The organism is Lysobacter spongiicola DSM 21749 (assembly GCF_900167055.1).
Taxonomy (GTDB): Bacteria; Pseudomonadota; Gammaproteobacteria; order Xanthomonadales; family Xanthomonadaceae; genus Novilysobacter; species Novilysobacter spongiicola.
Map to the genome: position 1 here is coordinate 1 of NZ_FUXP01000011.1, position 24,452 is coordinate 24,452.

The 24,452-nt window shown below is 67.8% G+C and carries 20 protein-coding genes; 4 read left to right on the forward strand and 16 right to left on the reverse strand.

The window, feature by feature from the left end:
* A partial coding sequence (locus B5D37_RS11630; RefSeq protein WP_143814141.1) for a leucine zipper domain-containing protein occupies positions 1 to 245 on the reverse strand: 245 nt, incomplete at its 3' end.
* Between the two features lie 97 nt (positions 246 to 342).
* Between B5D37_RS11630 and B5D37_RS11635 the strand changes: the two genes are divergently transcribed.
* The 3 genes from B5D37_RS11635 (at position 343) to coaE (ending at position 3,311) form a co-directional block, all read left to right on the forward strand.
* The gene (locus B5D37_RS11635; RefSeq protein WP_078758910.1) at positions 343 to 1,602 is read left to right on the forward strand and encodes a type II secretion system F family protein; all 1,260 of its coding nucleotides are present in this window, start codon (positions 343 to 345) and stop codon (positions 1,600 to 1,602) included.
* Positions 1,603 to 1,611: 9 nt separating this feature from the next.
* Complete coding sequence (locus tag B5D37_RS11640; protein ID WP_078758911.1) at positions 1,612 to 2,475, forward strand: prepilin peptidase; 864 nt, start codon at positions 1,612 to 1,614, stop codon at positions 2,473 to 2,475.
* Between the two features lie 215 nt (positions 2,476 to 2,690).
* The gene (coaE, locus tag B5D37_RS11645; protein ID WP_078758912.1) at positions 2,691 to 3,311 is read left to right on the forward strand and encodes a dephospho-CoA kinase; all 621 of its coding nucleotides are present in this window, start codon (positions 2,691 to 2,693) and stop codon (positions 3,309 to 3,311) included.
* Positions 3,312 to 3,514: 203 nt separating this feature from the next.
* Here the strand turns inward: coaE and B5D37_RS11650 are convergent, their stop codons facing one another.
* The 3 genes from B5D37_RS11650 to B5D37_RS11660 all read right to left on the reverse strand — a co-directional run bounded on the left by B5D37_RS11650 (position 3,515) and on the right by B5D37_RS11660 (position 8,512).
* A complete protein-coding gene (locus tag B5D37_RS11650; protein ID WP_078758913.1) occupies positions 3,515 to 4,516 on the reverse strand; it encodes a Nudix family hydrolase in 1,002 nt (333 codons plus the stop codon).
* A gap of 19 nt (positions 4,517 to 4,535) precedes the next feature.
* On the reverse strand, positions 4,536 to 7,277 hold the full coding sequence (secA, locus tag B5D37_RS11655) for a preprotein translocase subunit SecA (RefSeq protein WP_078758914.1): 2,742 nt from the start codon (positions 7,275 to 7,277) through the stop codon (positions 4,536 to 4,538).
* A 326-nt stretch (positions 7,278 to 7,603) separates the two neighbouring features.
* Entirely contained in the window at positions 7,604 to 8,512 is a 909-nt protein-coding gene (locus B5D37_RS11660) for a M23 family metallopeptidase (protein ID WP_078758915.1), read from the reverse strand.
* A 7-nt stretch (positions 8,513 to 8,519) separates the two neighbouring features.
* Between B5D37_RS11660 and B5D37_RS11665 the strand changes: the two genes are divergently transcribed.
* Complete coding sequence (locus tag B5D37_RS11665; RefSeq protein ID WP_143814294.1) at positions 8,520 to 8,969, forward strand: DciA family protein; 450 nt, start codon at positions 8,520 to 8,522, stop codon at positions 8,967 to 8,969.
* Positions 8,970 to 9,190: 221 nt separating this feature from the next.
* Here B5D37_RS11665 and lpxC read toward each other — a convergent pair whose 3' ends face one another.
* The 12 genes from lpxC to B5D37_RS11725 form a co-directional block, all read right to left on the reverse strand.
* Positions 9,191 to 10,105: a UDP-3-O-acyl-N-acetylglucosamine deacetylase gene (lpxC, locus tag B5D37_RS11670; protein ID WP_078758917.1), complete on the reverse strand. Its 915-nt coding sequence runs from the start codon at positions 10,103 to 10,105 to the stop codon at positions 9,191 to 9,193.
* A gap of 209 nt (positions 10,106 to 10,314) precedes the next feature.
* Positions 10,315 to 11,526 (reverse strand): cell division protein FtsZ, encoded by a 1,212-nt coding sequence (ftsZ, locus tag B5D37_RS11675; protein ID WP_078758918.1) that lies wholly within the window; start codon positions 11,524 to 11,526, stop codon positions 10,315 to 10,317.
* Positions 11,527 to 11,669: 143 nt separating this feature from the next.
* Positions 11,670 to 12,920, reverse strand: a complete 1,251-nt coding sequence (ftsA, locus tag B5D37_RS11680; RefSeq protein WP_078758919.1) for a cell division protein FtsA — start codon at positions 12,918 to 12,920, stop codon at positions 11,670 to 11,672.
* The gene (locus B5D37_RS11685) at positions 12,917 to 13,651 is read right to left on the reverse strand and encodes a cell division protein FtsQ/DivIB (protein ID WP_143814295.1); all 735 of its coding nucleotides are present in this window, start codon (positions 13,649 to 13,651) and stop codon (positions 12,917 to 12,919) included. Before B5D37_RS11685 ends, ftsA begins: the two co-directional genes overlap by 4 nt.
* Positions 13,648 to 14,634, reverse strand: coding sequence for a D-alanine--D-alanine ligase (locus tag B5D37_RS11690; RefSeq protein ID WP_078758921.1), 987 nt, complete (start codon positions 14,632 to 14,634; stop codon positions 13,648 to 13,650). Before B5D37_RS11690 ends, B5D37_RS11685 begins: the two co-directional genes overlap by 4 nt.
* Entirely contained in the window at positions 14,631 to 16,070 is a 1,440-nt protein-coding gene (gene murC / locus B5D37_RS11695; RefSeq protein ID WP_078758984.1) for a UDP-N-acetylmuramate--L-alanine ligase, read from the reverse strand. Before murC ends, B5D37_RS11690 begins: the two co-directional genes overlap by 4 nt.
* An 8-nt stretch (positions 16,071 to 16,078) precedes the next feature.
* Positions 16,079 to 17,188, reverse strand: coding sequence for an undecaprenyldiphospho-muramoylpentapeptide beta-N-acetylglucosaminyltransferase (gene murG / locus B5D37_RS11700; RefSeq protein WP_078758922.1), 1,110 nt, complete (start codon positions 17,186 to 17,188; stop codon positions 16,079 to 16,081).
* Positions 17,185 to 18,519, reverse strand: coding sequence for a putative lipid II flippase FtsW (gene ftsW, locus B5D37_RS11705; RefSeq protein ID WP_078758923.1), 1,335 nt, complete (start codon positions 18,517 to 18,519; stop codon positions 17,185 to 17,187). The genes murG and ftsW overlap by 4 nt, the downstream gene beginning before the upstream one ends.
* Complete coding sequence (mraY, locus tag B5D37_RS11710; protein ID WP_078758924.1) at positions 18,519 to 19,601, reverse strand: phospho-N-acetylmuramoyl-pentapeptide-transferase; 1,083 nt, start codon at positions 19,599 to 19,601, stop codon at positions 18,519 to 18,521. Before mraY ends, ftsW begins: the two co-directional genes overlap by 1 nt.
* A complete protein-coding gene (locus B5D37_RS11715; protein ID WP_078758925.1) occupies positions 19,591 to 21,090 on the reverse strand; it encodes a UDP-N-acetylmuramoyl-tripeptide--D-alanyl-D-alanine ligase in 1,500 nt (499 codons plus the stop codon). The genes mraY and B5D37_RS11715 overlap by 11 nt, the downstream gene beginning before the upstream one ends.
* A complete protein-coding gene (locus B5D37_RS11720; RefSeq protein ID WP_078758926.1) occupies positions 21,087 to 22,574 on the reverse strand; it encodes a UDP-N-acetylmuramoyl-L-alanyl-D-glutamate--2,6-diaminopimelate ligase in 1,488 nt (495 codons plus the stop codon). The genes B5D37_RS11715 and B5D37_RS11720 overlap by 4 nt, the downstream gene beginning before the upstream one ends.
* Positions 22,571 to 24,433 (reverse strand): peptidoglycan D,D-transpeptidase FtsI family protein, encoded by a 1,863-nt coding sequence (locus B5D37_RS11725; RefSeq protein ID WP_425478063.1) that lies wholly within the window; start codon positions 24,431 to 24,433, stop codon positions 22,571 to 22,573. The genes B5D37_RS11720 and B5D37_RS11725 overlap by 4 nt, the downstream gene beginning before the upstream one ends.
* Positions 24,434 to 24,452 lie beyond the last annotated feature (19 nt).

The window sequence follows — 24,452 nt, forward strand, 5'->3', positions numbered from 1 at the left end:
TGCTCCAGCACCTGATCCACGATCCGTGGCGCTGTCGCGTGGGGACAGTGCCGCGGTCTCGAGGATCGATCGGTTAACCCGCCCGAACCTTCTTCCTTGAACCGTTTCAGCCACTTGTACGCTGTTCGAACGCTCACGCCGGCGGCGTGTGCGGCTTCTTCCACGCGCAGGCCCTGAATCAAGATGCGGTCCACGAGCAGGGCTCGACCGCGAGGGCTAAGGCGGGCATGTTTATGCAGGTTCATCCGGGGCTCCTGGAGGGGTGGCTGATTCGCACCTCCAGTCTTCCGGGACCACCCCGGATGAACAACCTACTGAGAGATCACATCTAGGGGTTCAAACATGTCCGCTACCCGATCCGCTGCCAAGCCGACCACTCCCGTGCGCCGTGCCGAGGCCGCGACGATGTACGTCTGGGAGGGCACCGACAAGCGCGGTGTCGTGATGAAGGGCGAACAGCCGGCGAAAAACGCGAACTTCGTTCGTGCCGAGCTTCGCCGGCAAGGCATCACCCCGAAAATCGTGAAGGTCAAGCCGAAGCCGCTGTTCGGCAGTGCGGGCAAGCGCGTTACGCCGCTCGACATCGCCATCTTCAGCCGGCAGATCGCCACGATGATGAAGGCAGGCGTCCCGATCGTGGGGGCTCTCGAAATCATCGGAAGCGGTAACAAGAATCCGAAGATGCAGCAGTTGGTCAATGCCATCCGCAGTGATGTAGAGAGCGGATCGTCGCTTAGCGAAGCGATCAGTAAGCATCCCGTCCAGTTCGACGAGCTTTACCGCAATCTGGTACGTGCGGGTGAGTCGGCTGGCGTGCTGGAGACAGTGCTCGATACCGTTGCCACATACAAAGAGAACCTCGAGGCACTAAAAGGCAAGATCAAGAAGGCGCTGTTCTATCCGGCAGCCGTTGTGGCGGTGGCGCTAATTGTTAGCGCCATTCTGCTGATCTTCGTGGTTCCGACGTTTGAAGAAGTGTTCAACGGCTTCGGTGCAGAACTGCCGGCCTTCACCAAGATGGTCATCGCGCTCAGCGATTTCATGGTCGCGTGGTGGTGGTTGATCCTGTTCGGTCTGGTCGCCGCCGGAATCGCCATCGTTATGGCGTTCAAGCGTTCACCAGCGTTCCAGCACTTTTTCGACCGGATGATCCTTAAGGTGCCGGTGATCGGGCAGATCATGCACAACTCAGCGATTGCGCGCTTTTCACGCACGTTGGCGGTGACGTTCAAAGCGGGCGTCCCGTTGGTGGAGGCGCTGGACACGGTCGCAGGGGCAACAGGCAACACGGTCTACGAGAAGGCGGTATTCCGAATCAGGGATGACGTCGCCGTCGGCTACCCGGTGAACATGGCAATGAAGCAGACCAACCTCTTCCCACACATGGTGGTACAGATGACGGCCATTGGTGAAGAAGCCGGCGCGCTGGATACCATGCTGTTCAAGGTGGCCGAGTTCTACGAGCAGGAAGTCAACAATGCAGTCGACTCGCTGTCCAGCCTGCTCGAGCCGATGATCATGGTCTTCCTGGGCGTCGTGGTCGGCGGTATGGTCGTTGCCATGTACCTGCCGATCTTCAAGCTCGGCGCGGTGGTCGGCTAAGCTCCGCGGATGGCATTCCTCGATCAGAACCCCGAAATCGGCTATCCACTGGTGGCCGGTTTCGGCCTCCTGTTGGGCAGCTTCCTCAACGTGGTCATCCTGCGCCTGCCCAAGCGGCTGGAGTGGGAGTGGCAGCGCGACAGCCGGGAGGTGCTGGGCGAGCCGGACACCTACGATCCGCCTCCACCCGGCATTGTGGTGGAGCGGTCGCACTGCCCGCACTGCAAGCACCAGCTGTCGTGGTACGAGAACATCCCGGTCTTCAGCTGGCTGGCGCTGCGCGGCAAGTGCCGTAACTGCAAGGCGCCGATCTCGCCCCAGTACCCGCTGGTCGAGCTGCTGACCATGGTGTTGATGGTGGCATGCGTGTGGCGCTTCGGCTTCGGCTGGCAGGGCTTCGGGGCGATGGTGTTCACCGGGTTCCTGATCTCGCTGTCCGGTATCGACCTGCGCACGCATCTGCTACCGGATCAGCTGACCCTGCCGCTGATGTGGCTAGGGTTGATCGCCGCCGTCGACAATCTGTACATGCCCGCGAAGCCAGCGTTGATTGGCGCGGTGGTGGGCTATCTGAGCCTGTGGGTGGTCTGGTGGGTGTTCAAGCAGATCACCGGCAAGGAAGGCATGGGCCACGGCGACTTCAAGCTGCTGGCGGCCATCGGTGCCTGGACGGGGCTGATGGGGATTCTGCCCACGATCCTGTTCTCGTCGCTGGTTGGGGCCATCATCGGTTCGGTGTGGCTGGCGATGAAGGGGCGGGACCGGGCTACGCCGATTCCGTTCGGGCCTTACCTGGCGATCGCCGGTTGGATCACCTTTTTCTGGGGTGAGCAGATCGTCGGTGGCTATATGCGGTACTCGGGGCTGGGCTGAGGCCGGTCCCTTCGCGACGACTCGGGCTCTTTGTCCCCAAGGGGACTTCCTTCGGGGCGTGGGAGCGGCTTCAGCCGCGATCGGGACCTGGCGGGCGCGAACAATCATCTGATCGCGGCTGAAGCCGCTCCTACAGGGGCGATGGGTCGCGACTTACGTCGCTCCTACAGGTGGTAGGTGCCGCGGGGTTGGCCGGGCGTGGCATCCTGCGCGGCATGAGTGATTACATCATTGGCGTGACTGGCGGCGTGGCCTCCGGGAAGAGCGAGGTCACGCGCCGGTTCGAGGCGTTGGGCGTGTTGGTGGCCGACGCCGATATTGCGGCACGGCAGGCGGTGGCGCCCGGCTCGGAAGGGCTGGCCGAGCTGGTGCGTGTTTTCGGGGCGGAATCGCTGGATGCCACCGGGGGGCTTGATCGCGCGGCGATGAGGCGGCGGGTGTTCGCTGATCCCGCAGCCCGGTCCGCGCTTGAGGCGATCATCCATCCGCGGGTCCGGTCCTTGCTGCGTGCGCAGTGCGAGGCGGCCAGCGGAGCCTATGCGATCGCGGCGATCCCTCTACTGGCCGAAGGCGGCGGGCGCAGCGCCTATCCGTGGCTGGACCGGATACTGGTGGTGGATGTACCGGAGGCGGTGCAGCGCGAGCGGTTGATGCGCCGGGATGGCGTGGACCTGGCCCTGGCAGAGTCGATGATCGCGGCACAGGCGACGAGGGCCGAGCGGCTGGCGGTGGCGGATGACGTGCTGGTCAATGATGGGCCGCTGGAGGCGCTGGATGCGCACGTGGCGGCGTTGGATCGGCGGTGGCGGGTGTTGGCGGAGATGGCGGTTGGCTGACGGCTCGTTGAGCTGTTGTAGGAGCGACGTGAGTCGCGACCGCCCGAGATCGAGAAGAAGGTGCGGGTCGCGACTTACGTCGCTCCTACAGGGGTGGCGGGCTTGCGTCGGGTATGTGGGTTTGGGTCGCGGCTGAAGCCGCTCCTACAGGGGAGGCGTCTCACCGGGCTGGGGTCATCAGGTGGCCCGGGGACCGGCGGAAGTCACTCCGGCCAGAGGGCGCGGATGGCGGCGATGCCTTGGGCGCCTTGTTGACGGGCTGCGGGGATGTCTTCGGGGGTGAGTCCGCCGATGGCGTAGAGGGGGATCGAGACGTGTTCGCGCATCCTGGCGAAGGCGTCCCAGCCGATGCCATTCTGGCCGGGGTGGCTCGGGGTTTCGCGGATGGCGCCGACCACGGCGAAATCGCAGCCCAGGGCTTCCGCGGCTCGGAGTTCTTGCACGCTGTGGCAGGACGCGGCCAAGGGGACCCCAGCCGGGACTGGGCGCTCGCCCTGCCCCGCCAGCTGTAAAGCGGTCAGGTGCACGCCGATACGGTGCTCGTTCGCAAGCTCCGTGTCGGCATTCACCAACACCTCGGCGCCGGCACGGCGACAACGGTCCACGGCTTCTTCCACCAAGCTGCGCCAGTTGCCGAGTTGGGCTTCCGCCGCCACTTGGCCGTCTCCGCCACCGGTTGGATTTGCACCTGCAGCGCGCAGCTGGACCCGCCGCACACCTGCCGCCAAGGCTCGGTCCAGAGCATCCAGCCACGCGTCTTCCTCGCCGTGCCGGGGAGCGGGCGTCACCAGGTACCGGTCGGGCTGCAGCAATGCCGCCACCACCGGCACGTCGGCCGGCGGCATCGAGTAGTTCGGCAGCTTCTGCATCGGCACCCAGGCGAGTGCCTGGTTCTCGCGGCCACGGGCGGGGCCGCGCCAATGCCGGATGTCCCGCACGTCCAGCCGCAGGCGCTTGCCCGGGTAGTCCTGGGGCACGGAGATCAGCGGCTCGCCAATCTCGACGGTAATACCGAGCTCCTCATGCAGCTCGCGCGCCAGTGCCGCCTCGGGCGACTCCCCCGGCTCGACCTTGCCGCCGGGGAATTCCCAGCGGCCGGCCAGGTCACGGCCCTCGGTCCGGCGGGCCAGCAGCACCCGCCCCCGGTTGTCGCGGATCACTCCGGCGACGACGTGGACGGGGCGACTCGGAGGTTCGTCACTCATCGGTGGGGCGCGGGGCTCCTCAGGCCAGCTGGCCGTGGCAGTGCTTGTACTTCTTGCCACTGCCGCACGGGCACGGGTCGTTGCGGCCGACGTTCGCGAACGCCTGCCTGTCGGCCTGCGCCGCCTGGGCCGCCTGGGCCTGTTCGGCTTCCTCGTCGGCGCCGTAGCCGCCAGCATTGGCATGCTGGAACTGCATCTGCCGGGCCTGGGCCTCGGCCTGCGCGCGCTCCTGCGCTTCCAGTGCGGCGACCTCTTCCTCGCTGCGAATGCGCACCCGCGCCAGCATCGTCACCACCTGGTGCTTGACCTTGTCGAGCATGCCGCTGAACAGTTCGAAGGCCTCCTTCTTGTACTCCTGCTTGGGCTGCTTCTGGGCGTAGCCGCGCAGGTGGATGCCCTGGCGCAGGTAGTCCATCTGGGCCAGGTGCTCCTTCCAGGACTGGTCGAGCACGTTGAGCATGATGTGCTTCTCGAGCGTGCGCATGGTCTCCGGGCCGACGTTCTGCTCGCGGGCCTCGACGTGGCGTTGGACCTCGGCCTCCACGTGCTCGGCGATGCCCTCGGCATCGATCTCCTGCCGCCCGGCGACCAGGCCCTGCAGGTCGAGCTGCAGCCCGAAATCGGAGGCCATCGCGGTTTCCAGGCCAGGCAGGTCCCACTGCTCGTCGATCGAGTTCGGCGGCACGAAGCGGGCCACCGTCTCCATCACCACGTCCTCGCGGATGCCGTCGATGTTGTCCTTGACGTCGTCCGCCTCGAGCAGCTCGTTGCGCTGGCCGTAGACCACCTTGCGCTGGTCATTGTTGACGTCGTCGAAGTCCAGCAGGTTCTTGCGGATGTCGAAGTTGTGGGCCTCGACCTTGCGCTGCGCGTTGGCGATCTGCTTGCTGACCAGCGGGCTCTCGATGATGTCGTCTTCCTTCAGGCCCATGCGCTCCATCACCTTCTGCACCCAGTCGGCGGCGAAGATGCGCATCAGGTTGTCTTCCAGCGACAGGTAGAAGCGCGAGGAGCCCGGATCGCCCTGGCGGCCGGCACGGCCGCGCAGCTGGTTGTCGATGCGGCGGCTCTCGTGGCGCTCGGTGCCGACGATGTGCAGGCCGCCGGCAGCCTTCACCGCGTCGTGGCGCTCACGCCACTCGGCCTTCAACCGCTCGCGGGTGGCGTCGTCGACCGGCTCGCCGGTGGACGCCTCGAGCTGCTCGACCTCGTTCTCCCACGAACCGCCCAGCACGATGTCGGTACCGCGGCCGGCCATGTTGGTGGCGATGGTGATCGCCCCCGGACGGCCGGCCTGCGCGATGATGGTCGCCTCGCGCTCGTGCTGCTTGGCGTTCAGCACCTCGTGGGCGATGCCGGCTTCGGTCAGCTGCTGGCTGAGCATCTCGGACACTTCGATCGAGGTGGTGCCGACCAGCACCGGCTGGCCCTTCTCGTTCGCTTCCTTGATCTCGCCCAGCACCGCGCGGTATTTGCCGGCGCGGTTGAGGAACACGGCGTCCGGGTGGTCCTTGCGCTGCACCGGACGGTTGGGCGGGATCACCACCACCTCGAGCGAGTAGATGCTCTGGAACTCGAACGCCTCGGTGTCCGCCGTGCCGGTCATGCCGGCCAGCTTGTTGTACATGCGGAACAGGTTCTGGAAGGTGATGCTGGCCAGCGTCTGGTTCTCGCGCTGGACCGGCACGCCTTCCTTGGCCTCGACCGCCTGGTGCAGACCGTCGGACCAGCGCCGCCCCGCCAGGGTGCGGCCGGTGAACTCGTCGACGATGATGACCTCGCCGTCGCGCACGATGTAGTCGACGTCGCGCTGGTAGATCGCGTGGGCACGCAGCGCGGCATTGAGATGGTGCACGACGCTGAGGTTCTGCGGGGCGTACAGGTCGTCGTCCTCGGACTGCAGGATGCCGGCCTTGCGCAACAGTTCCTCGGCGTGCTCCTGGCCGGCCTCGGAGAGGTGGACCTGCTTGCCCTTCTCGTCGACCCAGTAATCACCGACACCATCCTCGACCTGCTGGCGGGTCAGCGACGGCACGATGCGGTTGACCTTGATGTACAGGTCCGGCGATTCGTCGGCCGGGCCCGAGATGATCAGCGGGGTGCGCGCCTCGTCGATCAGGATCGAGTCGACCTCGTCGACGATCGCGTAGTTCAGGCCGCGCTGGTGGCGGTCCTCCTTCGACAGCGCCATGTTGTCGCGCAGGTAGTCGAAGCCGAACTCGTTGTTGGTGCCGTAGGTGATGTCGCTGGCGTAGGCGGCCTTCTTGTCGCCGTGCGGCATGCCCGGGTAGACCACGCCGACCGACAGGCCCAGCCAGTTGTACAGCTTGCCCATCCAGGCGGCGTCGCGGCGGGCGAGGTAGTCGTTCACGGTGATCACGTGGACGCCCTTGCCCTCGAGCGCATTGAGGTAGACCGGGAGCGTGGCGACGAGGGTCTTGCCCTCGCCGGTGCGCATCTCGGCGATCTTGCCCAGGTGCAGCACCATGCCGCCGATCAGCTGCACGTCGTAGTGGCGCATGCCGAGCACGCGGCGGCTGGCCTCGCGGCAGACGGCGAACGCCTCCGGCAGGATCTGGTCGAGGGTCGCGCCATCCTTCAGGCGCTGCTGCAGCTCCGGCGTCTTGGCCTGCAACTCGGCGTCGCCGAGCTTCTCCATCTCCGGTTCCAGCTCGTTGATCCTGGTGACGGAGCGTTGCAACTGGCGCAGCAGGCGGTCGTTGCGGCTGCCGAAGACACGGGTAAGCAGGTTGTTGAGCATGTGCGGTCCGAAAGAGGGTCCGAAGATCGGTCGCCAACGAAAACGGGGCGCCAGGCGCCCCGTCGTGGCGAAACGTTCATTGTAGCGTGGGGGGGCTGGAGGCGCCTATCAAGGGGGGCGGCGTCGGATGCGGGCTGTTGTAGGAGCGGCTTCAGCCGCGATCGGGACTCGGCGCGGGCAGACGATCATCCGATCGCGGCTGAAGCCGCTCCTACGCCCCGAAGGAAGTCCCCCCGGGGGACAAAGAGCCGGGAAACGAAGCGACGGGGCAGATCGCCACAAACGAAAAAGGCCCGCGATTCGCGGGCCTTCGGGCAACTCCAGGCTCAACCGTACAGCGGCGAGCGCTGGGCGAGGAACTTGCGCGGGTCGACCACCTTGCCTTCCTGCCACACCTCGAAGTGCACGTGGGCACCGGTGGAGCGACCGGTCGAACCGGCCTTGGCGATCTCCTGCCCGGCACGGACCAGCGAACCGACCTTCAGGGTCAGCCGCGAGTTGTGCGCGTAGCGGGTTACGAAGCCGTTGCCGTGGTCGATCTCGACGGTCTTGCCGTAGCCCGAGCGGCTGCCGGCATAGCTGACCACGCCGTCGGCAACCGCCAGCACCGGATCGCCGGTACGGGCCTTGAAGTCGATGCCCTTGTGCATCGCCCGGCCACCACGGAACGGATCGGCGCGGTAGCCGAAGTTCGAGGTGATGTAGCTGTCGATCGGCTCGCGCGAAGGCACCGAGTTCATGTCGAGCTGGCGGTTGAACAGCAGCGATTCGAGTACCGAGAGCTGCTCGCCGGACGCTTTGAACCGCGCATCGAGCTCGGACATGTCGCGGGTGAGCTCCCCGTGCGGCATGTCTTCCACCAGCCCGCCGCCACCGACGCCGACCGGCTTGTTGAAGTCGAACTCGCCGTCCTGCAACTGGCCGATCCGGGTGAGCCGCTCGCCCAGGGCGTTGAGCCGGTTGGCTTCGGCCTGGAGTTCGCCCAACCGGGCGGCAAGTGCGTTGATTTCGCGCTGGGCGTCGGCGCGGGTGGCGTCGATGCTGGCCTGCTGCTCGGCTACCTTGGCCTGCAGCGAGAGGTTGGCAACGATGCCGCCGCCGGCGCCCGCCGCCAGACCCGCGCCCAGCAGGAGGCTGGCGGCGATGCCCGGACGTTGCACGCCCTTCTGGAGCATCCGGTGCAGCAGTGAAGCGAACCTGCCCCGGGAATTGTTTACGATGTCTTGATAGGTCATGTGTACGATGTCTGATTTCAGGTCCAACCCGCCGCGCCGCCCTTCGGCCCCCACCGCCGCGCTCGATGCGCTGCTGGCGGAGCCTGCTGGCGACCCGATTCGTCGTGCCCTCTGGCTCGACGAGCTGGACCGTCGGTTACGCCCCCTCCTGCCGTTCCCGCTTGCCGCGCATGCGCGGCTGGCGAACTACGAGCGCGGCAGGCTCGTGTATGTCGTCGACGCTCCGGTCTGGCGGGCCAGGTTGCGCCTGCTTGCCCCGGAACTGCTCGACGCCACCCGGTCCATCGGGTTGGTCGTGGCCGAATTCGTCATCAAGACGAGCGTGGATCCCATCGCGCCCCCAAGGGAGGCGCCGCGGAAACCGGTGACCATGTCGCCGGCTGCGAAGGAAGCCCTCGAAGCCGCGCTGGCATCACTGAAACCCTCTGGAACGACCGGATCCGGCGACGCCAAGTGACCGCTTGGAATGCCCTTCCGCGTTATCCGCGTGAAGGCCGAGTGATCACCGACGGGGCATCCTAAGACGCACCATGCGGCCGTTTGTTAAGAATCAGGAAGCATTTCGTAAATAAAACGTTACGAGCTCACGGAGGATTCACATCCGTGACGAGGCGCACACTGCCTGTTTTTGACGCCAATGATGTGGTTGTGCCCCGGCGGGGCACCCCCCAAGGGCTTTCAGGCAGCCGGCACCGGAAGATAGCCGACAGGCGCCGGCGTGGCTTCGTCGCCGCTGAAGCTCACCAGCTCCCAGGCGGACTGCTCCGCCATCAGCGCACGCACGAGCTTGTTGTTGAGGGCGTGGCCGGATTTGTAGCCCTCGTAGGCGCCAATGATGGCGTGGCCGGCGAGGTACAGGTCGCCCACGGCGTCGAGGATCTTGTGCCGCACGAACTCGTCGGCATAGCGCAGGCCATCCTCGTTGAGGACGCGGAACTCGTCCAGGACGATGGCATTGTCCATCGAACCGCCGAGGCCGAGGTTGCGCTCGCGCATGTATTCCAGGTCACGCATGAACCCGAAGGTGCGCGCCCGGCTGACTTCCTTGATGTAGTTCGCGGTGGAGAACTCCACCTCGGCCCGGGACTGCGACTCCGGGAAGGCCGGGTGGTCGAACTGCACGGTGAAACCCAGGCGGTAACCGTCATAGGGTTCGAACCGGGCGACCTTGTCGCCGTCGCGCACTTCCACAGGATGCTTGATGCGGATGAACCGCTTGGGTGCCTCCTGCTCGGCGATGCCCGCAGATTGCAGCAGGAACACGAAGGGACCGGCGGAGCCGTCCATGATCGGCACTTCCGGCGCCGACAGTTCTATATAAGCGTTGTCGATGCCCAGGCCGGCCAGCGCCGACAGCAGGTGCTCGACCGTCTGCACCTTGGCCGGGCCGCAACTGAGGCCGGTACACAGGGTGGTCTCGGTGACCAGATCGGCGCGCGCATCGACCTCCACGACCGGATCCAGATCGACGCGTCGGAACACGATGCCGGTATCGGCCGGGGCCGGCCGCATCGTGAGGAAGACCTTTTCGCCGCTGTGCAGCCCCACACCGGTGGCGCGGATGACGTTTTTCAATGTGCGCTGGCGCAGCATGGGCTATTGAAAGGCCTATCGGAAAATCGGCGCAAGATTACCACGCAAGCACCTGAACCTGAACGGAAAACGATTATCCACCGGCGCTACCGGCAGGGATCGTGAAAGCCGGCCGGCCGCCTGCCCCTGAGGGCAGGCACCGGCCGAAACGTGCTCCCCGAAAGGGCCGGGGAGCAAAAGGGACATGGTGGCGCAGCGTCGGGAGGGCCTCAGTCGGCCTGGCGACGCAGGAACGCCGGGATGTCCAGGTAGCTGCTGTCGTTGCCGAAATCAGCCGCAGCCGGTGCGGCCGTTTCCGCGGCGGTGCTCGCGCTGGCGCGCAGGCTGCCTCCGAAGCTCGGGGCCGACGGGGCGACGGCGTCGTCCATCGGGAACTCGGGCTGGCCGGTGGTGGCGTTGCGCACCAGCTGGATCGGGGCGCGCTGGCCCTGCTCGTTCGGCGCACCCTTGCGCACCGCCGCCCGGTTGAGGCCGGTGGCCACCACGGTGACCTTGACCTCGTCCTGCATGTCCGGATCGAGCACGGTGCCGAGCACGACCGTCGCGTCCTCGGAGGCGAAGGCTTCGATGGTGCGGCCGACTTCGTCGAACTCGGCCATCGTGAAGTCCGGACCAGCGGTGATGTTGACCAGGATGCCATTGGCGCCGGAGAGGTTGACGTCGTCGAGCAGCGGGTTCTGGATCGCCGCTTCCGCCGCGGCCTGGGCGCGGTCATCGCCGCGTGCCGAGCCGGTACCCATCATCGCCAGGCCCATCTCGCTCATCACGGTGCGCACGTCCGCGAAATCGACGTTGATCAGGCCCGGGCGCACGATCAGGTCGGCGATGCCCTGCACGGCGCCGAGCAGCACGTCGTTGGCGGCGCGGAAGGCCTGGATCATGGTCGCGTTGCGGCCCAGTACGGTGATCAGCTTCTCGTTGGGGATGGTGATCAGCGAGTCGCAGTGGTGGCTGAGTTCCTCGATGCCCTTGAGCGCGACCTGCATGCGCCGGCGGCCTTCGAACGGAAACGGCTTGGTGACCACGGCCACGGTCAGGATGCCCATCTCCTTGGCCAGCTGTGCCACCACCGGCGCCGCGCCGGTCCCGGTGCCGCCGCCCATGCCGGCGGTGATGAACACCATGTCGGCGCCCTCCATCGCATCCATCAGGCGCTCGCGGTCCTCGAGCGCGGCCTGGCGGCCGACCTCGGGGTTCGCGCCCGCGCCCAGGCCCTTGGTGACGTTGCTGCCCAGTTGCAGCTGCAGCTTGGCGCCGCAGTTCTTGATCGCCTGCGAGTCCGTGTTCGCGGTGATGAACTCCACCCCGTCGACGTTGCCGCTGACCATGTGTGCCACGGCGTTGCCGCCGCCGCCGCCGACGCCGATCACCTTGATGATCGCGTTGGGGGCCATGCTCTCTACCAGTTCGAAATGCGCCATGTCCGTGTCCTCGATGTCTAGTTATGTGGTGCTGTGTTGATGCTTGTCGCTGCCGTCTTGTCGCGTGTCGCGTGTTGCCGCCCCCAATGCGTCACCCGGACATCGTCGTCCGGGCTGTTTCCCCTTCCGTCCCGCGCGGTCCATCAGAATTCCCCGCGGTACCAGTTCTTGAGCTTGTTGAAGAACGAACCCGCGCGGCCGGTGGAGATCACCGGGCGCCGCGGGTTCTCGATCTGGCTGCCCATCAGCAGCAGGCCGACACCGGTGGCGTGCACCGGGTTGCCGACCACTTCGCCCAGGCCGGTGACGTGCTGGGGGATACCCACCCGCACCGGCATGTGCAGCATTTCCTCGGCCAGTTCGACCACGCCTTCCATCTTCGAGGCGCCGCCGGTCAGGACCATGCCCGCCCGCACGTGCTGCTCGAATCCGCTGCGCCGCAGCTCGGCCTGGACCATCTCGAAGATCTCCTCGTAGCGGGCCTGCACCGCCTGCGCGAGCGATGCGCGCGGCATGCGCCGCGGTGGCCGGTCGCCGACGCTCGGCACCTGGATGCTTTCCTCGGCGGTGGCCATCTGGGCCAGCGCGCAGGCGTAGCGCACCTTGATCTGCTCGGCCTCTGGCGTGGGGGTGCGTAGCATGTGCGCGATGTCCTCGGTGACCTTGTCGCCGGCGATGCCGAGGCTGGCCGAATGGGCGATCGCGCCATTGACGAACACCGCGATGTCGGTGGTGCCGGCGCCGATGTCGACCAGCACCACGCCGAGCTCGCGCTCGTCGGAGGTCAGCACCGCGTGGCTGGAAGCGAGCACGCCCAGGATCAGATCGTCCACCTGCAGGCCGCAGCGCTGCACGCACTTGCTGACGTTGGTCGCCGCCGACTGCGCGCAGACCACCAGGTGCGCGTGCACCTCCAGCCGCACGCCGCTCATGCCGACCGGGTTGCGGATGCCTTCCTGCGAGTCGTCGAGCACGTAGTCGCGCGGGATCGCATGCAGGATCTTCTGGTCGGCCGGGATCGCGACCGCCTTGGCCGCCTCCAGCACCCGGTCGAGGTCGCCGAAGGTGACCTCGCCATCGCGGATCGGTGCGATGCCCTGCGAGTTCCGGCACTGCACGTGGCTGCCGGAGATGGAGGCGTAGACCGAGCGGATCTCGCAGCCGGCCATCAGTTCGGCCTCTTCGATCGCCCGCTGGATCGACTGCACCGTGGACTCTATATCCACCACCACGCCGCGGCGCAGGCCGCGCGATTCGTGCGAGCCGATGCCGATCACCTCGATCGGGTTGCCCGAGCGGTTGTCTTCGGCCGTGTACTCGCCGACCAGTGCCACCACCTTCGACGTACCGATGTCGAGGCCGACGATCAACGATTTGTCACCCTTGCGATTCATGACTGTCCTTGCGTGTTCACTGGCGGGGCCTCCGGGAGCGGGGCCCAGCTCAGTGCGAAACCATTGGTGTAGCGCAGGTCGGCGCGTACCAGCCGCTGGACCTGCTGCGCCAGCAGTTGCGGCATCAGCCGGACGAAGCGGCCCATGCGTGCGCGTGCGGCGCTGCGTCCCACCACCACCTCGGCGCCGTTGTCCAGGCCGAGCGTCCAGCTGCCGCGTGCGTCCAGCTTCACCGCGCGCACGCCGACGCCGATCGGCTGGAACATGGACCGGGCCTCGTTGTAGATCTCGACGACTTCACCGGTCCGGGTATCGGGGCCGTCGAGCAGCGGCAGCCCTTCCGGCACTTCGATGCCCTGCGCCGGGAACAGCCGCCCGTGTTCGGACAGCAGCCGGTCCTCACCCCAGCGTGCGAACGGCACGTGCTCGACCACCACCACTTCCAGCACGTCCGGCCAGCGCTTGCGCACTTCGGCACTCTCGACCCAGGGCAGGCGGGCGACGGCGGCCTGCGCATCGTCCAGCCGGATCGCGAAGAAGCCGGAACGGGCGTGCGGCAGCAGGGTCTCGCGCAGCAGCGCCTCGTCGACACGGTCGAACTGCCCGGTCGCGCGCAGCTTGGTCAGCGGCCAGTGGTTCGCGCCGACCCAGCCGTTGAGCACGGCCACGACCGGCAGCACGACCAGCCCGACCGCGAGCAACCAACCCAGCAGGCGCAGGAGTGGCATCACGGCGTGAGGCCCTCCCCCGTGGTCCCTTCAAGTACCCGCCAGCACAGCTCCTCGAAGCCGATGCCGACCTGCGCCGCAGCCTTCGGCACCAGCGAGTGGCTGGTCATGCCGGGGGCGGTGTTGATCTCCAGCAGCAGGAAGGCGCCGCTGGTGCGATCGCGCATCACGTCGACCCGGCCCCAGCCGCTGCATGCGGCCGTTTCGAAGGCGGCCAGCGCCAGCCGGCGGATCTCGTCCTCGGCACGCCCCTCCAGCCCTGGGCAGAGATACTGGTTATCGTCTGCAACGTACTTGGCGTTGTAGTCGTACCACTCGCCCGCCGGCACGATCCGGATCGACGGCAACGTGTGGTGGGTGGTGCCGTCGGCCAGTATGGCGACGGTGAATTCATCGCCCACCACCATCTGTTCCATCAGCAGTTCGCCGGGATAGCTGGTGGCAACCTCCACCGCGTCGTCGAGGTCGGCTTCGGTCAGTACGCGCGAGACCGCCACGCTGGAGCCCTCGCAGGAAGGCTTCACGAATACCGGCAGGCCGAGCTCACGCGCCGCATTGCGGATGTCCTCCGGACCACGGTCGTCACCACCGGGCAGACGTACGTAGCGCGGCGTCGGCAGACCGGCCGCCATCCACACCTGCTTGGTGCGGATCTTGTCCAGCGTCAGCGCCGAACCCAGAACTCCGGGGCCGGTATAGGGCACGCCCAGCGCCTGCAGCAGGCCCTGCAATACGCCGTTCTCGCCGTCACCGCCGTGGAGGATGTTGAACACACGGTCGACCCGGCCCTTGCCGATCAACTCGACGAGCGCGGGCACACCGTCGACCCCGAAGGCATCGACGTCGCGCGAGCGCAGTGCTTCCAGCACGTTGCCGCCAGATGCGAGCGACACCTCGCGCTCGGCGCTGGTGCCGCCCATCAGCACGGCCACGCGGCCGAACACGGCGGGATCGCTCACCCTGCAGGGGCCCGGCATGGTGCTCATTCGGCGCCCTCCCGTGCAGTGAAGCCTTGTGTCGCCACCTGCTGCGCCGCCTGTCCGATGTCGCCGGCGCCCATCATCAGCAGCAGGTCGCCGTCCTCGAGCACGTCGGCGAGGACGGATTGCAGTTCCTCGGCGCCACCGACCACCACCGGATCGACCCGGCCACGGGTACGGATTGCGCGGGCGAGCGCCTTGGCGTCGGCACCGGCGATGGGCGCCTCACCGGCGGCATAGACCTCGGTCAGCACCAGCGCATCGACGGTCGACAGCACGCCGGCGAAATCATCGAACAGGTCGCGGGTGCGGCTGTAACGGTGCGGCTGGAACGCGACGACGACACGCTTGTCCGGCCAGCCGCCACGGGCCGCCGCGAACACCGCCTCCAGCTCCTTGGGGTGGTGGCCGTAATCGTCGACCACCGTCACCATGCCGCCGCGCGGCAACGGCGTCTGCGAGAGCAGGTTGAAGCGGCGACCGATGCCGGCGAAACCTTCCAGCGCGCGCGCAATCACTTCCGGCTCGACGCCGAGCTGCCAGCCCACGGCGGCCGCGGCCAGCGCGTTCTGCACGTTGTGGCGGCCTGGAAGCGCAAGGGTGACGCGGCAGCTGGCGTCGTCGGGCAGGCGCAGGGTGAACTGCATGCGTCCGCCCTGCTGGGTCACGTCCTCCGCGCGCACGTCGGCCTTGGGATCGAAACCGTAGGTCATGACGTGGCGGGGCGTCCGGTCGGCCAGCTCGGCGACTTCCGGATCGTCGATGCAGAGCACTGCGAGTCCGTAGAACGGCAGGCGATGCATGAACTCGGTGAATGCCGCCTGGACCTTGGCGAAGTCGCCTTCGTAGTTGTCCAGATGGTCGGCGTCGATGTTGGTGACGATGGCGATCTGCGGGTTCAGCCGCAGGAAGCTGCCATCGCTCTCGTCGGCCTCGGCCACCAGCCACTCGCCGCCGCCCAGCCTGGCGTTCGCGCCGGCCGCAAGCAGCTGGCCGCCGATGACGAAGGTCGGGTCGATGCCGCCCTCGGCCAGCACGCTCGCCGCCAGCGAAGTAGTGGTGGTTTTGCCGTGGGTACCGGCGACCGCGATGCCGCGCTTGAAGCGCATGAGCTCGGCCAGCATTTCCGCGCGCGGCACCACCGGGATGCGCTGCGCGCGCGCCTCGGCCAGCTCCGGGTTGTCGGGCTTGATCGCGCTGGAAACCACGACGCAATCGGTCCCCAGCACGTTGCCGGGCGCGTGCTCGCGATGCACGGTCACGCCCAGCTTCGCCAGCCGGCGGGTGACGGCGTTGTCGGCCTTGTCCGAGCCGGAAACCTGGTAGCCCAGCGTGCACATCACCTCGGCGATGCCGCTCATGCCGGTGCCGCCGATGCCGACGAAGTGCACCCTCGGGAATGCCTTGGCGAGGTCACCGCTGTGTTGCAGGCGGCGGCGCACGGTACTGCTCATGCAGCCTGCTCCTTGTCTGATTGGGTATCGGGGGATGCGCACTGCAGGACGGCATCGGCAACCCGCGCCGCGGCGTCGGGGCGTGCCAGGGCGCGTGCGGCGCTTGCGAACTGCAGCAGGTCGATGCGCTCGGCAAGGATCTCGAGCGTCGCCGACAGCCGTTCGGCGAGTTCGCCCGTCGAACCGCCTTCGGCGATGAGCTGGGCGGCACCGCGGTCGACCAGGTACTGCGCGTTGCGGGTCTGGTGGTCATCGACGGCCTGCGGGAACGGCACCAGCAGGCTGCCCACGCCCACGGCGCACAGCTCCGCCAGCGTCAACGCGCCCGCGCGGCACACCACGACATCGGCCCAGCCATAGGCTTGCGCCATGTCGGCAATGAAGGGTTCCACGCTGGCGGAGATGCCGGCCTTGCCGTATTCGGCAATGGCGTGCTCCCGATGGCGCTCGCCACACTGGTGGCGCACCTCCACCCCGGCGATGCGCCCGCGCAGGCCTGCCAATGCCATCGGCAGGGCGATATTCAACGACCGCGCGCCCTGGCTGCCACCGAGCACGAGGATTCGCAACGGTCCTTCGCGTCCAGCGAAGCGCTGCTCGGGCGGCGGCACCGCGGAGATTTCTGTCCGGACAGGATTGCCGACCACCACTTCGCCCGGGAAAGTGTCCGGGAAACCGGTCAGCACTTCATCGGCCAGTCTTGCCAGGACCCGGTTGGTCAGGCCGGCGGCCCTGTTCTGCTCGTGCACCACCAGCGGGATCCCCGCCAGTCGCGCGGCCAGCCCGCCGGGCCCCGCCGCGTAGCCACCAAAGCTGATCACCGCCCTCGGCCTGCGCCGGCGCAGCACCGCGCGGGCCGCCTGCACGGCGCCGACGAGCCGGAACGGCGTCATCGCGAGGGCGGCAAGGCCTTTGCCACGCATCGCCTTGATCGAGATGGTATCGATCTCGATGCCATGCTGCGGCACCAGCCGCGTTTCCATGCCCCCGTCCGCGCCCAACCACGTGACCGGGATGCCGCGATCGAGCAGCTCCCGCGCCACGGCCAGGCCCGGGAAAATATGGCCGCCAGTGCCGCCGGCGAGGATGGTCACGGGGCGGCTCATGCCAAGCCTCCGAGGGTCGGTTCGACGCGCTGGCGCAGCCGGCTGGTGCCACGACGTGATGGCGTGGCTGCAGTCGACGGCGTCGCGGCGGCGCCCGCGACCTGGGCACGCGCGGCCGCCGGCGCGACGGGCGCGACAGGAGACGGCGTTTCGCGAACGGCCTCACCACGCAGCCTTGCCACCTGGCGCTGCGCCCGGTCGAGCTCGTAGGACACACGCAGCAGCAGGCCAATGGCGGCGCAGGTCATCAGCACGCTGGAGCCACCGGAAGAGATCAGCGGCAGGGTCAGGCCCTTGGTCGGCAGCAGCCCCAGGTTCACGCCGATCGACACGAAGCTCTGCAGGCCGATCCACAGCGCGATGCCGAAAGCGCAATAGCCGGAGAAGTGCCGGCGCATGTCCACGCACTTCAGGCCGATCCACAGCGCGCGTCCCACCAGCAATCCGTACAGCGCGATGACCACGCAGACCCCCACGAATCCCAGCTCCTCGCCGATGACGGCCAGGATGAAGTCGGTATGCGCTTCCGGGAGGTAGGACAGCTTCTGCACCGAGCCGCCCAGGCCGACGCCCAGCCACTCGCCACGGCCCACGGCCATCAGGGCGTTGGTCAGCTGGTAGCCGGAATTGAAGGGGTCCGCCCAGGGATCCAGGAAGGAGGTGAGTCGCCGCACCCGGTAGGGTTCCGCGATGGCAACCACCGCCAGTGCCGGCAGCAGCACCATCACCGGGCCGAACATCCGCGGCATGTTGACCCCGCCGAGCACCAGCATGCCGCCGGTGATCGCCAGGATCAGCGAGGCGGAGCCGAAATCGGGTTGCAGCAGCATCAATGCCACCAGCGCGACCGCCACGCCCAGCGGCTTGAGCATCGCCGGCCAATTGGCGCTGACCTCCTCGCTGTAGCGCTTGAGGTAGCTGGCGAGCCAGACGATGTAGAGCAGCTTTACCGCCTCGACCGCCTGGAAGTTCGACACGCCCAGGTTGATCCAGCGACGCGCGCCGTTGACCTCGTGGCCGATACCGGGCACGAAGACCGCAACCAGCAGACCGAAGCAGCCCAGCAGCAGCCATTGGCTGTGCTGCTCGATGGTCTTCAGGTCCGTGCGCATCAACCAGATGGCCAGGCCGATGCCGCCGACCAGGAACAACACGTGGCGGACCAGGTAGTGGAACGGCCCGAGGTCGTAGTCGATCGCGATGGCAATCGAGCTGGACCCGACCATCACCACGCCCAGGCACGCGAGCACGCCCGCCACGCCCAGCACCCACGGGTCGAAGCGCCCCGTGATGGCATCAAGTCGTGTCGCCTGGCGTACCGATTCGCTCATCAGCGCACCTTCAACGTGGCCAGGCCGACCAGCACGAGCACGACGGAGATGATCCAGAAGCGCACGATCACGCGCGGCTCCGGCCAGCCCTTGAGCTCGAAGTGGTGGTGGATCGGCGCCATCCGGAACACGCGCTTGCCGGTGAGCTTGAACGAGGCCACCTGGATCATCACCGAGAGCGTCTCGATCACGAACACACCGCCCATCACCACCAGCACCAGCTCCTGGCGCACGATTACCGCGATCGTGCCCAGCACCGCGCCCAGCGCGAGCGCACCGATGTCGCCCATGAACACCATCGCGGGGTAGGTGTTGAACCACAGGAACCCGAGCCCCGCGCCGGCAATCGCGGCGCAGATGATGACCAGCTCGCCGGCGCCCGGCACGCGTGGGATCTGCAGGTATTCGGAGAACTGTGCATGGCCGGAGGCGTAGGCGAACACGCCCAGCGCGCATGCGACCAGCACGGTCGGCATGATCGCCAACCCATCGAGGCCATCGGTGAGGTTGACCGCGTTGGAAAAGCCGACGATCCAGAAGTACGCGACCACGATCAGCCCGGCGCCGATCGGCAGGGCCAGGTCCTTGAACAGCGGCACGTAGAAGGTCGTCAGCGCCGGTACGTCGGCGGTCATGTACAGGTAGACGCCGGCGGCGAGTCCGAACAGCGACTGCAGCGCGTACTTGGTGCGCGACTTCATGCCGTTGGGGTCGCGCCGGACGATCTTGATCCAGTCGTCCCACCAGCCGATCACGCCGAACGCCACCATCACCGCCAGCACCACCCACACATACTTGTTGCGCAGGTCACCCCACAGCAGCACCGAAGCCAGCACCGTGAACAGGATCAGCGCACCGCCCATGGTCGGGGTGCCGGCCTTGGAGAAGTGGCTCTGCGGCCCATCGGTGCGGATCGGCTGGCCGCCCTTGTACTGGGCCAGCTTGCGGATCACGGCTGGCCCCCACCACAGTGAAAGCGCAAGCGCCGTCAGCGCGCTGAGGATCCCGCGGAAGGTGAGGTAGTTGAACAGCCCGAACAGGCTGTCCAGTTGTTCGAGCCAACGGGCCAGCTCAAGCAGCATCGGTGTCGCCCTCCTGCCCCTTCGGGCCCTGTGCCGGCAGGAGCGCCGCCACGATCCTGTCCATCGCGCTGCCGCGCGAACCCTTCACCAGCACCCGGACGGCAGCGCCGTTGTCCCCGGCTTCTGTAGGAGGGGCTTCAGCCCCGATCGACAACCGGTTTCCAACCGGCGCTGAAGCCCCTCCTACGCCCCGAAGGAAGTCCCCTTGGGGGACAAGGGCGAGCGCTTCGCGCAGCGCGGCGATCAGCGCGTCGTGGCTTCCGAACTTGCGGCCGCCCTCGCCAAAAGCCTCCGCAGCGGCAGCGCTGAGCGGCCCGAGCGCAAACAGGCGCTTGATGCCCGCGGCCTTGGCGCGCCGGCCGGCTTCGGCGTGCATCGCTTCCCCGTCCGGGCCGAGTTCGCGCATGTCGCCCAGCACCAGCCAGCCCTCGGCGTTCGCCTGCGCCAGCGTGTCGATGGCAGCGGCGAGCGACCCGGGGTTGGCGTTGTAGCTGTCGTCCACCAGCACGACGCCGTTGCCGAGCTCGTGCGAGGCCAACCGCCCGGCGACCGGCACGGCGGCGTTGAGTCCACGGGCGATGGTTTCGATTCCCACCCCAAGACCCAGCGCCAGGCCAGCGGCCGCCATCGCGTTGCTGACGTTGTGCCGCCCCGCGAGCGCCAGCTGGACCGGCGCCTCGCCCTGCTCGCAGACCAGGGTGAAGCGGGTGCCATCGGCAGTGGCGGCGATGTCGCGCGCGGTGACGTCGGCCGTAGCCTCGAGACCGAAACGGATCAGGCGCCGCCCGTGTGCGCGCTCGGCGAAGAACGGGGCGAAGGCGTCGTCGGCATTGATGACCGCCACGCCGCGCGGCGGCAGTGCGTCGTAGACCGCTGCCTTGGTATCGGCGACGGACAGCAGGCTGCCCATACGTTCCAGGTGCGCCGGCGCCACGTTGTTCACCAGCGCGACGTCGGGGCGGGCCACTGCGGTCAGGTAGGCGATGTCGCCCGGTTTTCCGGTGCCCATCTCGTAGATGGAGAACTCGGCATCCTCCGGCGCGTCCAACACCGCCAGCGGCAAACCGATTTCGTTGTTGCGGTTGCCGGGCGTGGCGTAGGTCTTGCCGGCGAGCCCGAGGATCGCCTGCAGCAGCGACTTCACCGTGGTCTTGCCGTTGCTGCCGGTGATCGCAGCCACCTTGCCGCCGCGTTCGCGCTGCACGGCCGCCGCGAACAGCGCCAGCGCGCGCTCGGTGTCGGCGACGAGGACCTGCGGCAGGTCAACCTTGAGCTGGCGCGACACCAGCGCGGCTGCGACGCCGCTGATCGCCGCAGCCGCCACGTGTTCGTGTCCATCGAAATTCGCACCCTTGAGGGCGACGAACAGCACGCCTTCCCCAACAGGGAGCGCGCGCGTATCGGTCGCCACGGTGTCGACCATGATGTCGGCGCCGACCAGCCGGCCGCCACACATCCGTGCGACATCGGACAGCTTCATCCGCCTCATGGCCGCTGCTCCAGGGCTTCGCACGCCACCTGGGTGTCATCGAAGGGATGGCGCACGCCATTGATCTCCTGGTACGGCTCGTGCCCCTTGCCGGCGATCAGCACCACGTCGCCGGGACTTGCTTCGGCGATCGCGTGGCGGATCGCCCTGGCACGGTCGCGCTGCACCGTCACCGCGTCGGCGCGCATGAAGCCGGCGACGATCTCGGCAATGATGCCGTCGCCATCTTCGGCGCGCGGATTGTCGTCGGTGACGATCACCACGTCGGCGTGGCTCTGCGCGACCGATGCCATCTGCGGACGCTTGCCACGGTCGCGCTCGCCGCCGCATCCGAACACGCAGAACAGACGGCTTTCGACATGCGCTCGCAACGAAACCAGCGCCTGCTCGAGTGCGTCGGGCGTGTGCGCGTAGTCGACCACCACCAGCGGCGCACCGTCGCCACCACCCAGCCGGTTCATCCGGCCGTGGATCGGCTGCAGCTGCGACAACACGCCGGCGATGGTGGCCGGCGCCTGCTCCAGCGCCAACAACGCACCGGCCACGGCCAGCAGGTTGTCGATGTTGAACCGGCCCAGCAGCGGGGACTGCACCGCATGGCGCTCCTCTCCCGCCACCAGCTCGAAGCCCAGCCCCGAACCATCCAGCCTCAGCGACTCGGCACACAACGCGGCACCCTCGGCACCGCGCGATGAAATCCCGAGGACACGCACATCCTCCGGTATCACATCGGGCAGGGAGCGTCCGAACGCATCGTCCAGGTTCACCACCGCCGCCTTCAGGCCGGGCCACGCGAACAGCTTCGCCTTGGCGGCGCCGTAGCCGGCCATGTCGCCGTGGTAGTCGAGATGGTCGCGGCTGAGGTTGGTGAACACCGCCACATCGAAATGCACGCCGTCCACCCGCCCCTGGTCGAGCGCATGAGAGGAAACCTCCATGGCCACGGCGCGGGCGCCGGCCCCTTGGAGCTCGGCCAGCAACGCGTGCAACTGGAGCACCAGCGGGGTGGTGAAGCCGGTCGGCACCACCTGGCCGTCCATGCCGACCCCCAGGGTGCCGATGGTCGCGCCGCGTACGCCGAGCAATTGCCAGGCCTGGGCCAGCAACTGCACCGTGGATGTCTTGCCGTTGGTACCGGTAACGCCCACGACGTCCATCCCGCGCGTGATGCCGCCATGGAAGCGGTCGGCAAGCACGCCCATGCGCGCGCGCAGGTTCGGGACGGCGATCGCGTCCGCGGGCGCGTCGAGCCCTGCCGGTGCCGGCGGTTCGAACAGGATCGCGGCTGCTCCCGCGGCGCGGGCCTGCTCCACGAAATGCAGGCCGTGGGTGCCGAAACCACCGATCGCCACGAAAGCGTCGCCCGGCCCGACCATGCGGCTGTCCTGCACCAGGCCATGGATCACCAGGTCCGGCGCGATACCGTGCACATCAGGGAGCAGCTCGGCCAGGTGGACCACGCCGCCGCGCGGATCACTGCTCATGGCGCGCCTCCCGCCATGACCGGATCCGGAAGCTGCGGGCCTGTCGCGATCGGCGCGGGCGGCAACACGGGCATGGCATCGTCGCGCTTGCCACCGTTGGCCTTCAGCCGTTTTTCCTGGGCTTCCGCCTGCGCTGCCAGCCAGGTCTCGATGTCGTCCGGCGGCACGTCCATGAGCCGCAGCGCGCCGTCCATGACGTTCTTGAAGACCGGTGCAGCCACCGCGCCGCCGCCGTAGCCGTGGCCCTTGCTGGCATCGGGCTCGTCGACCACCACCACCATCGCGAAGCGGGGATTTTCCACCGGCACCACGCCGGCGAACAATGCGATGTACTTGTCCGAGTAGCCGCCACGGCCGCTGAACTTGCGCGCGGTGCCGGTCTTGCCGGCCACGTGGTAGCCAAGGATCGCCGCACCGGTCGCGGTGCCGCCGGTTTCGGTCACCGTCTGCATCATGCGCAGCACGGCACTCGCAATTCCGGCGTCGACCACCTGCTCGGCCTCGTTGGACTGCCCCTTGACGAAGGTCGGCGCCCTCAGCTTTCCGCCATTGGCCAGTGCCGCGTAGGCGGTCGCGATCTGCAGCGGCGTCGCAGACAGGCTGTAGCCGTAGGACAGCGCGGCCTTGTCGGTGCCCGACCAGCGCGAGGGCGGCGCCAGCAGGCCCGACGCCTCGCCAGGGAAGCCGCTGCCGGGCTTCTCGCCGTAACCGAAGCCGTGCACGAAGTCGTAGAAGTAGTCGTCGGGCAGGTTCAATGCCAGCTTCGCCGACCCCACGTTCGAACTCTTGGCGATCACCCCCGCCACCGTCAGGACGCCATAGTTGCGGAAGTCGTTGATCGTGTACCGGCCATTGCGCATGTAGCCGGGGTTGGTATCGACAATGGTGTCCGGCCGCACCTGCCCCGACGCCAGCGCGGCAGCCACGGTGATCGGCTTCATGGTGGAGCCGGGTTCGACCACGTCGGTGACGGCGCGATTGCGGCGCGCGTCCATGCCCTGGCCGCGCAGGTCGTTGGGGTTGTAGCTGGGCAGGTTCGCCATGGCCAGCACCTCACCGGTGTCGACGTCCAGCACCACCGCCGAGCCCGCCGACGCCTTGTGCTCCTGCAGCGCCTTGCGAAGCTCGCGGAACGCCAGGTACTGGATCCGGCGGTCGATCGTGAGGGTCAGGTCGCGACCGGGTTCGGCGGCGCGGATCAGGTCGACGTTGCCGATGAAGCGGCCCTCGCCGTCGCGGATCACCCGCTTGGCACCCGGCTTGCCGCGCAGCCATTCGTCGAAGGCCAGCTCCAGTCCCTCCTGGCCGCGGTCGTCGATGTTGGTGAAGCCGAGCACGTGCGCGAGCGCCTCGCCCTGCGGATAGAAGCGGCGGAACTCGCGTTGGGAAAACACGCCCGGGATGTCGTGCGCGAGGATCCGGCGCGCCTGTCCCGGGCTGATCCGCCGCTGCAGGTACATGAACTCCTTGTCCGCACGTTGGCTCAGGCGCCGCGACAGCTCCTCCAGCGGCACGCCAAGTGCCTCGGCCAGCTCCGGCAGCCGGTCGGGGTGCTTGAGCAACTCGATCGGATTGGCCCACACCGATTCAACCGGGGTGGACACCGCCAGCGGCTCGCCGTTGCGGTCGGTGATCATGCCGCGCGAGGTGGCGATGGGGATCTCCCGCAGCGCTCGGGCGTCGCCCTGGCGCAGGTAGAACTCGCTGTCCAGCACCTGCACGTCGAACGCGCGGCCGACCAGCGCCACCGAGCACAGCGCCAGCGTGCCGCCGACGAGGGCCAGGCGCTGGCGCACGTTGTAGCGCATGCGGCCGCGCGCCGGCTTGCCGTCGCCACGGGTGAACAGCCCCTTCAGCATCGCCCGGGGTGAACGCTCG

What these genes read in the sequence shown, in the direction of transcription:
- B5D37_RS11720 (WP_078758926.1), bottom strand. Translation starts at nt 22,574, where the DNA reads ATGAGCAGTGATCCGCGCGGCGGCGTGGTCCACCTGGCCGAGCTGCTC.
- lpxC (WP_078758917.1), bottom strand. Translation starts at nt 10,105, where the DNA reads ATGCTGCGCCAGCGCACATTGAAAAACGTCATCCGCGCCACCGGTGTG.
- B5D37_RS11715 (WP_078758925.1), bottom strand. Translation starts at nt 21,090, where the DNA reads ATGAGGCGGATGAAGCTGTCCGATGTCGCACGGATGTGTGGCGGCCGG.
- B5D37_RS11660 (WP_078758915.1), bottom strand. Translation starts at nt 8,512, where the DNA reads ATGACCTATCAAGACATCGTAAACAATTCCCGGGGCAGGTTCGCTTCA.
- mraY (WP_078758924.1), bottom strand. Translation starts at nt 19,601, where the DNA reads ATGCTGCTTGAGCTGGCCCGTTGGCTCGAACAACTGGACAGCCTGTTC.
- B5D37_RS11690 (WP_078758921.1), bottom strand. Translation starts at nt 14,634, where the DNA reads ATGAGCACCATGCCGGGCCCCTGCAGGGTGAGCGATCCCGCCGTGTTC.
- B5D37_RS11650 (WP_078758913.1), bottom strand. Translation starts at nt 4,516, where the DNA reads ATGAGTGACGAACCTCCGAGTCGCCCCGTCCACGTCGTCGCCGGAGTG.
- ftsA (WP_078758919.1), bottom strand. Translation starts at nt 12,920, where the DNA reads ATGAATCGCAAGGGTGACAAATCGTTGATCGTCGGCCTCGACATCGGT.
- secA (WP_078758914.1), bottom strand. Translation starts at nt 7,277, where the DNA reads ATGCTCAACAACCTGCTTACCCGTGTCTTCGGCAGCCGCAACGACCGC.
- B5D37_RS11640 (WP_078758911.1), top strand. Translation starts at nt 1,612, where the DNA reads ATGGCATTCCTCGATCAGAACCCCGAAATCGGCTATCCACTGGTGGCC.
- ftsW (WP_078758923.1), bottom strand. Translation starts at nt 18,519, where the DNA reads ATGAGCGAATCGGTACGCCAGGCGACACGACTTGATGCCATCACGGGG.
- ftsZ (WP_078758918.1), bottom strand. Translation starts at nt 11,526, where the DNA reads ATGGCGCATTTCGAACTGGTAGAGAGCATGGCCCCCAACGCGATCATC.
- coaE (WP_078758912.1), top strand. Translation starts at nt 2,691, where the DNA reads ATGAGTGATTACATCATTGGCGTGACTGGCGGCGTGGCCTCCGGGAAG.
- B5D37_RS11665 (WP_143814294.1), top strand. Translation starts at nt 8,520, where the DNA reads ATGTCTGATTTCAGGTCCAACCCGCCGCGCCGCCCTTCGGCCCCCACC.
- B5D37_RS11725 (WP_425478063.1), bottom strand. Translation starts at nt 24,433, where the DNA reads ATGCTGAAGGGGCTGTTCACCCGTGGCGACGGCAAGCCGGCGCGCGGC.
- murG (WP_078758922.1), bottom strand. Translation starts at nt 17,188, where the DNA reads ATGAGCCGCCCCGTGACCATCCTCGCCGGCGGCACTGGCGGCCATATT.
- B5D37_RS11635 (WP_078758910.1), top strand. Translation starts at nt 343, where the DNA reads ATGTCCGCTACCCGATCCGCTGCCAAGCCGACCACTCCCGTGCGCCGT.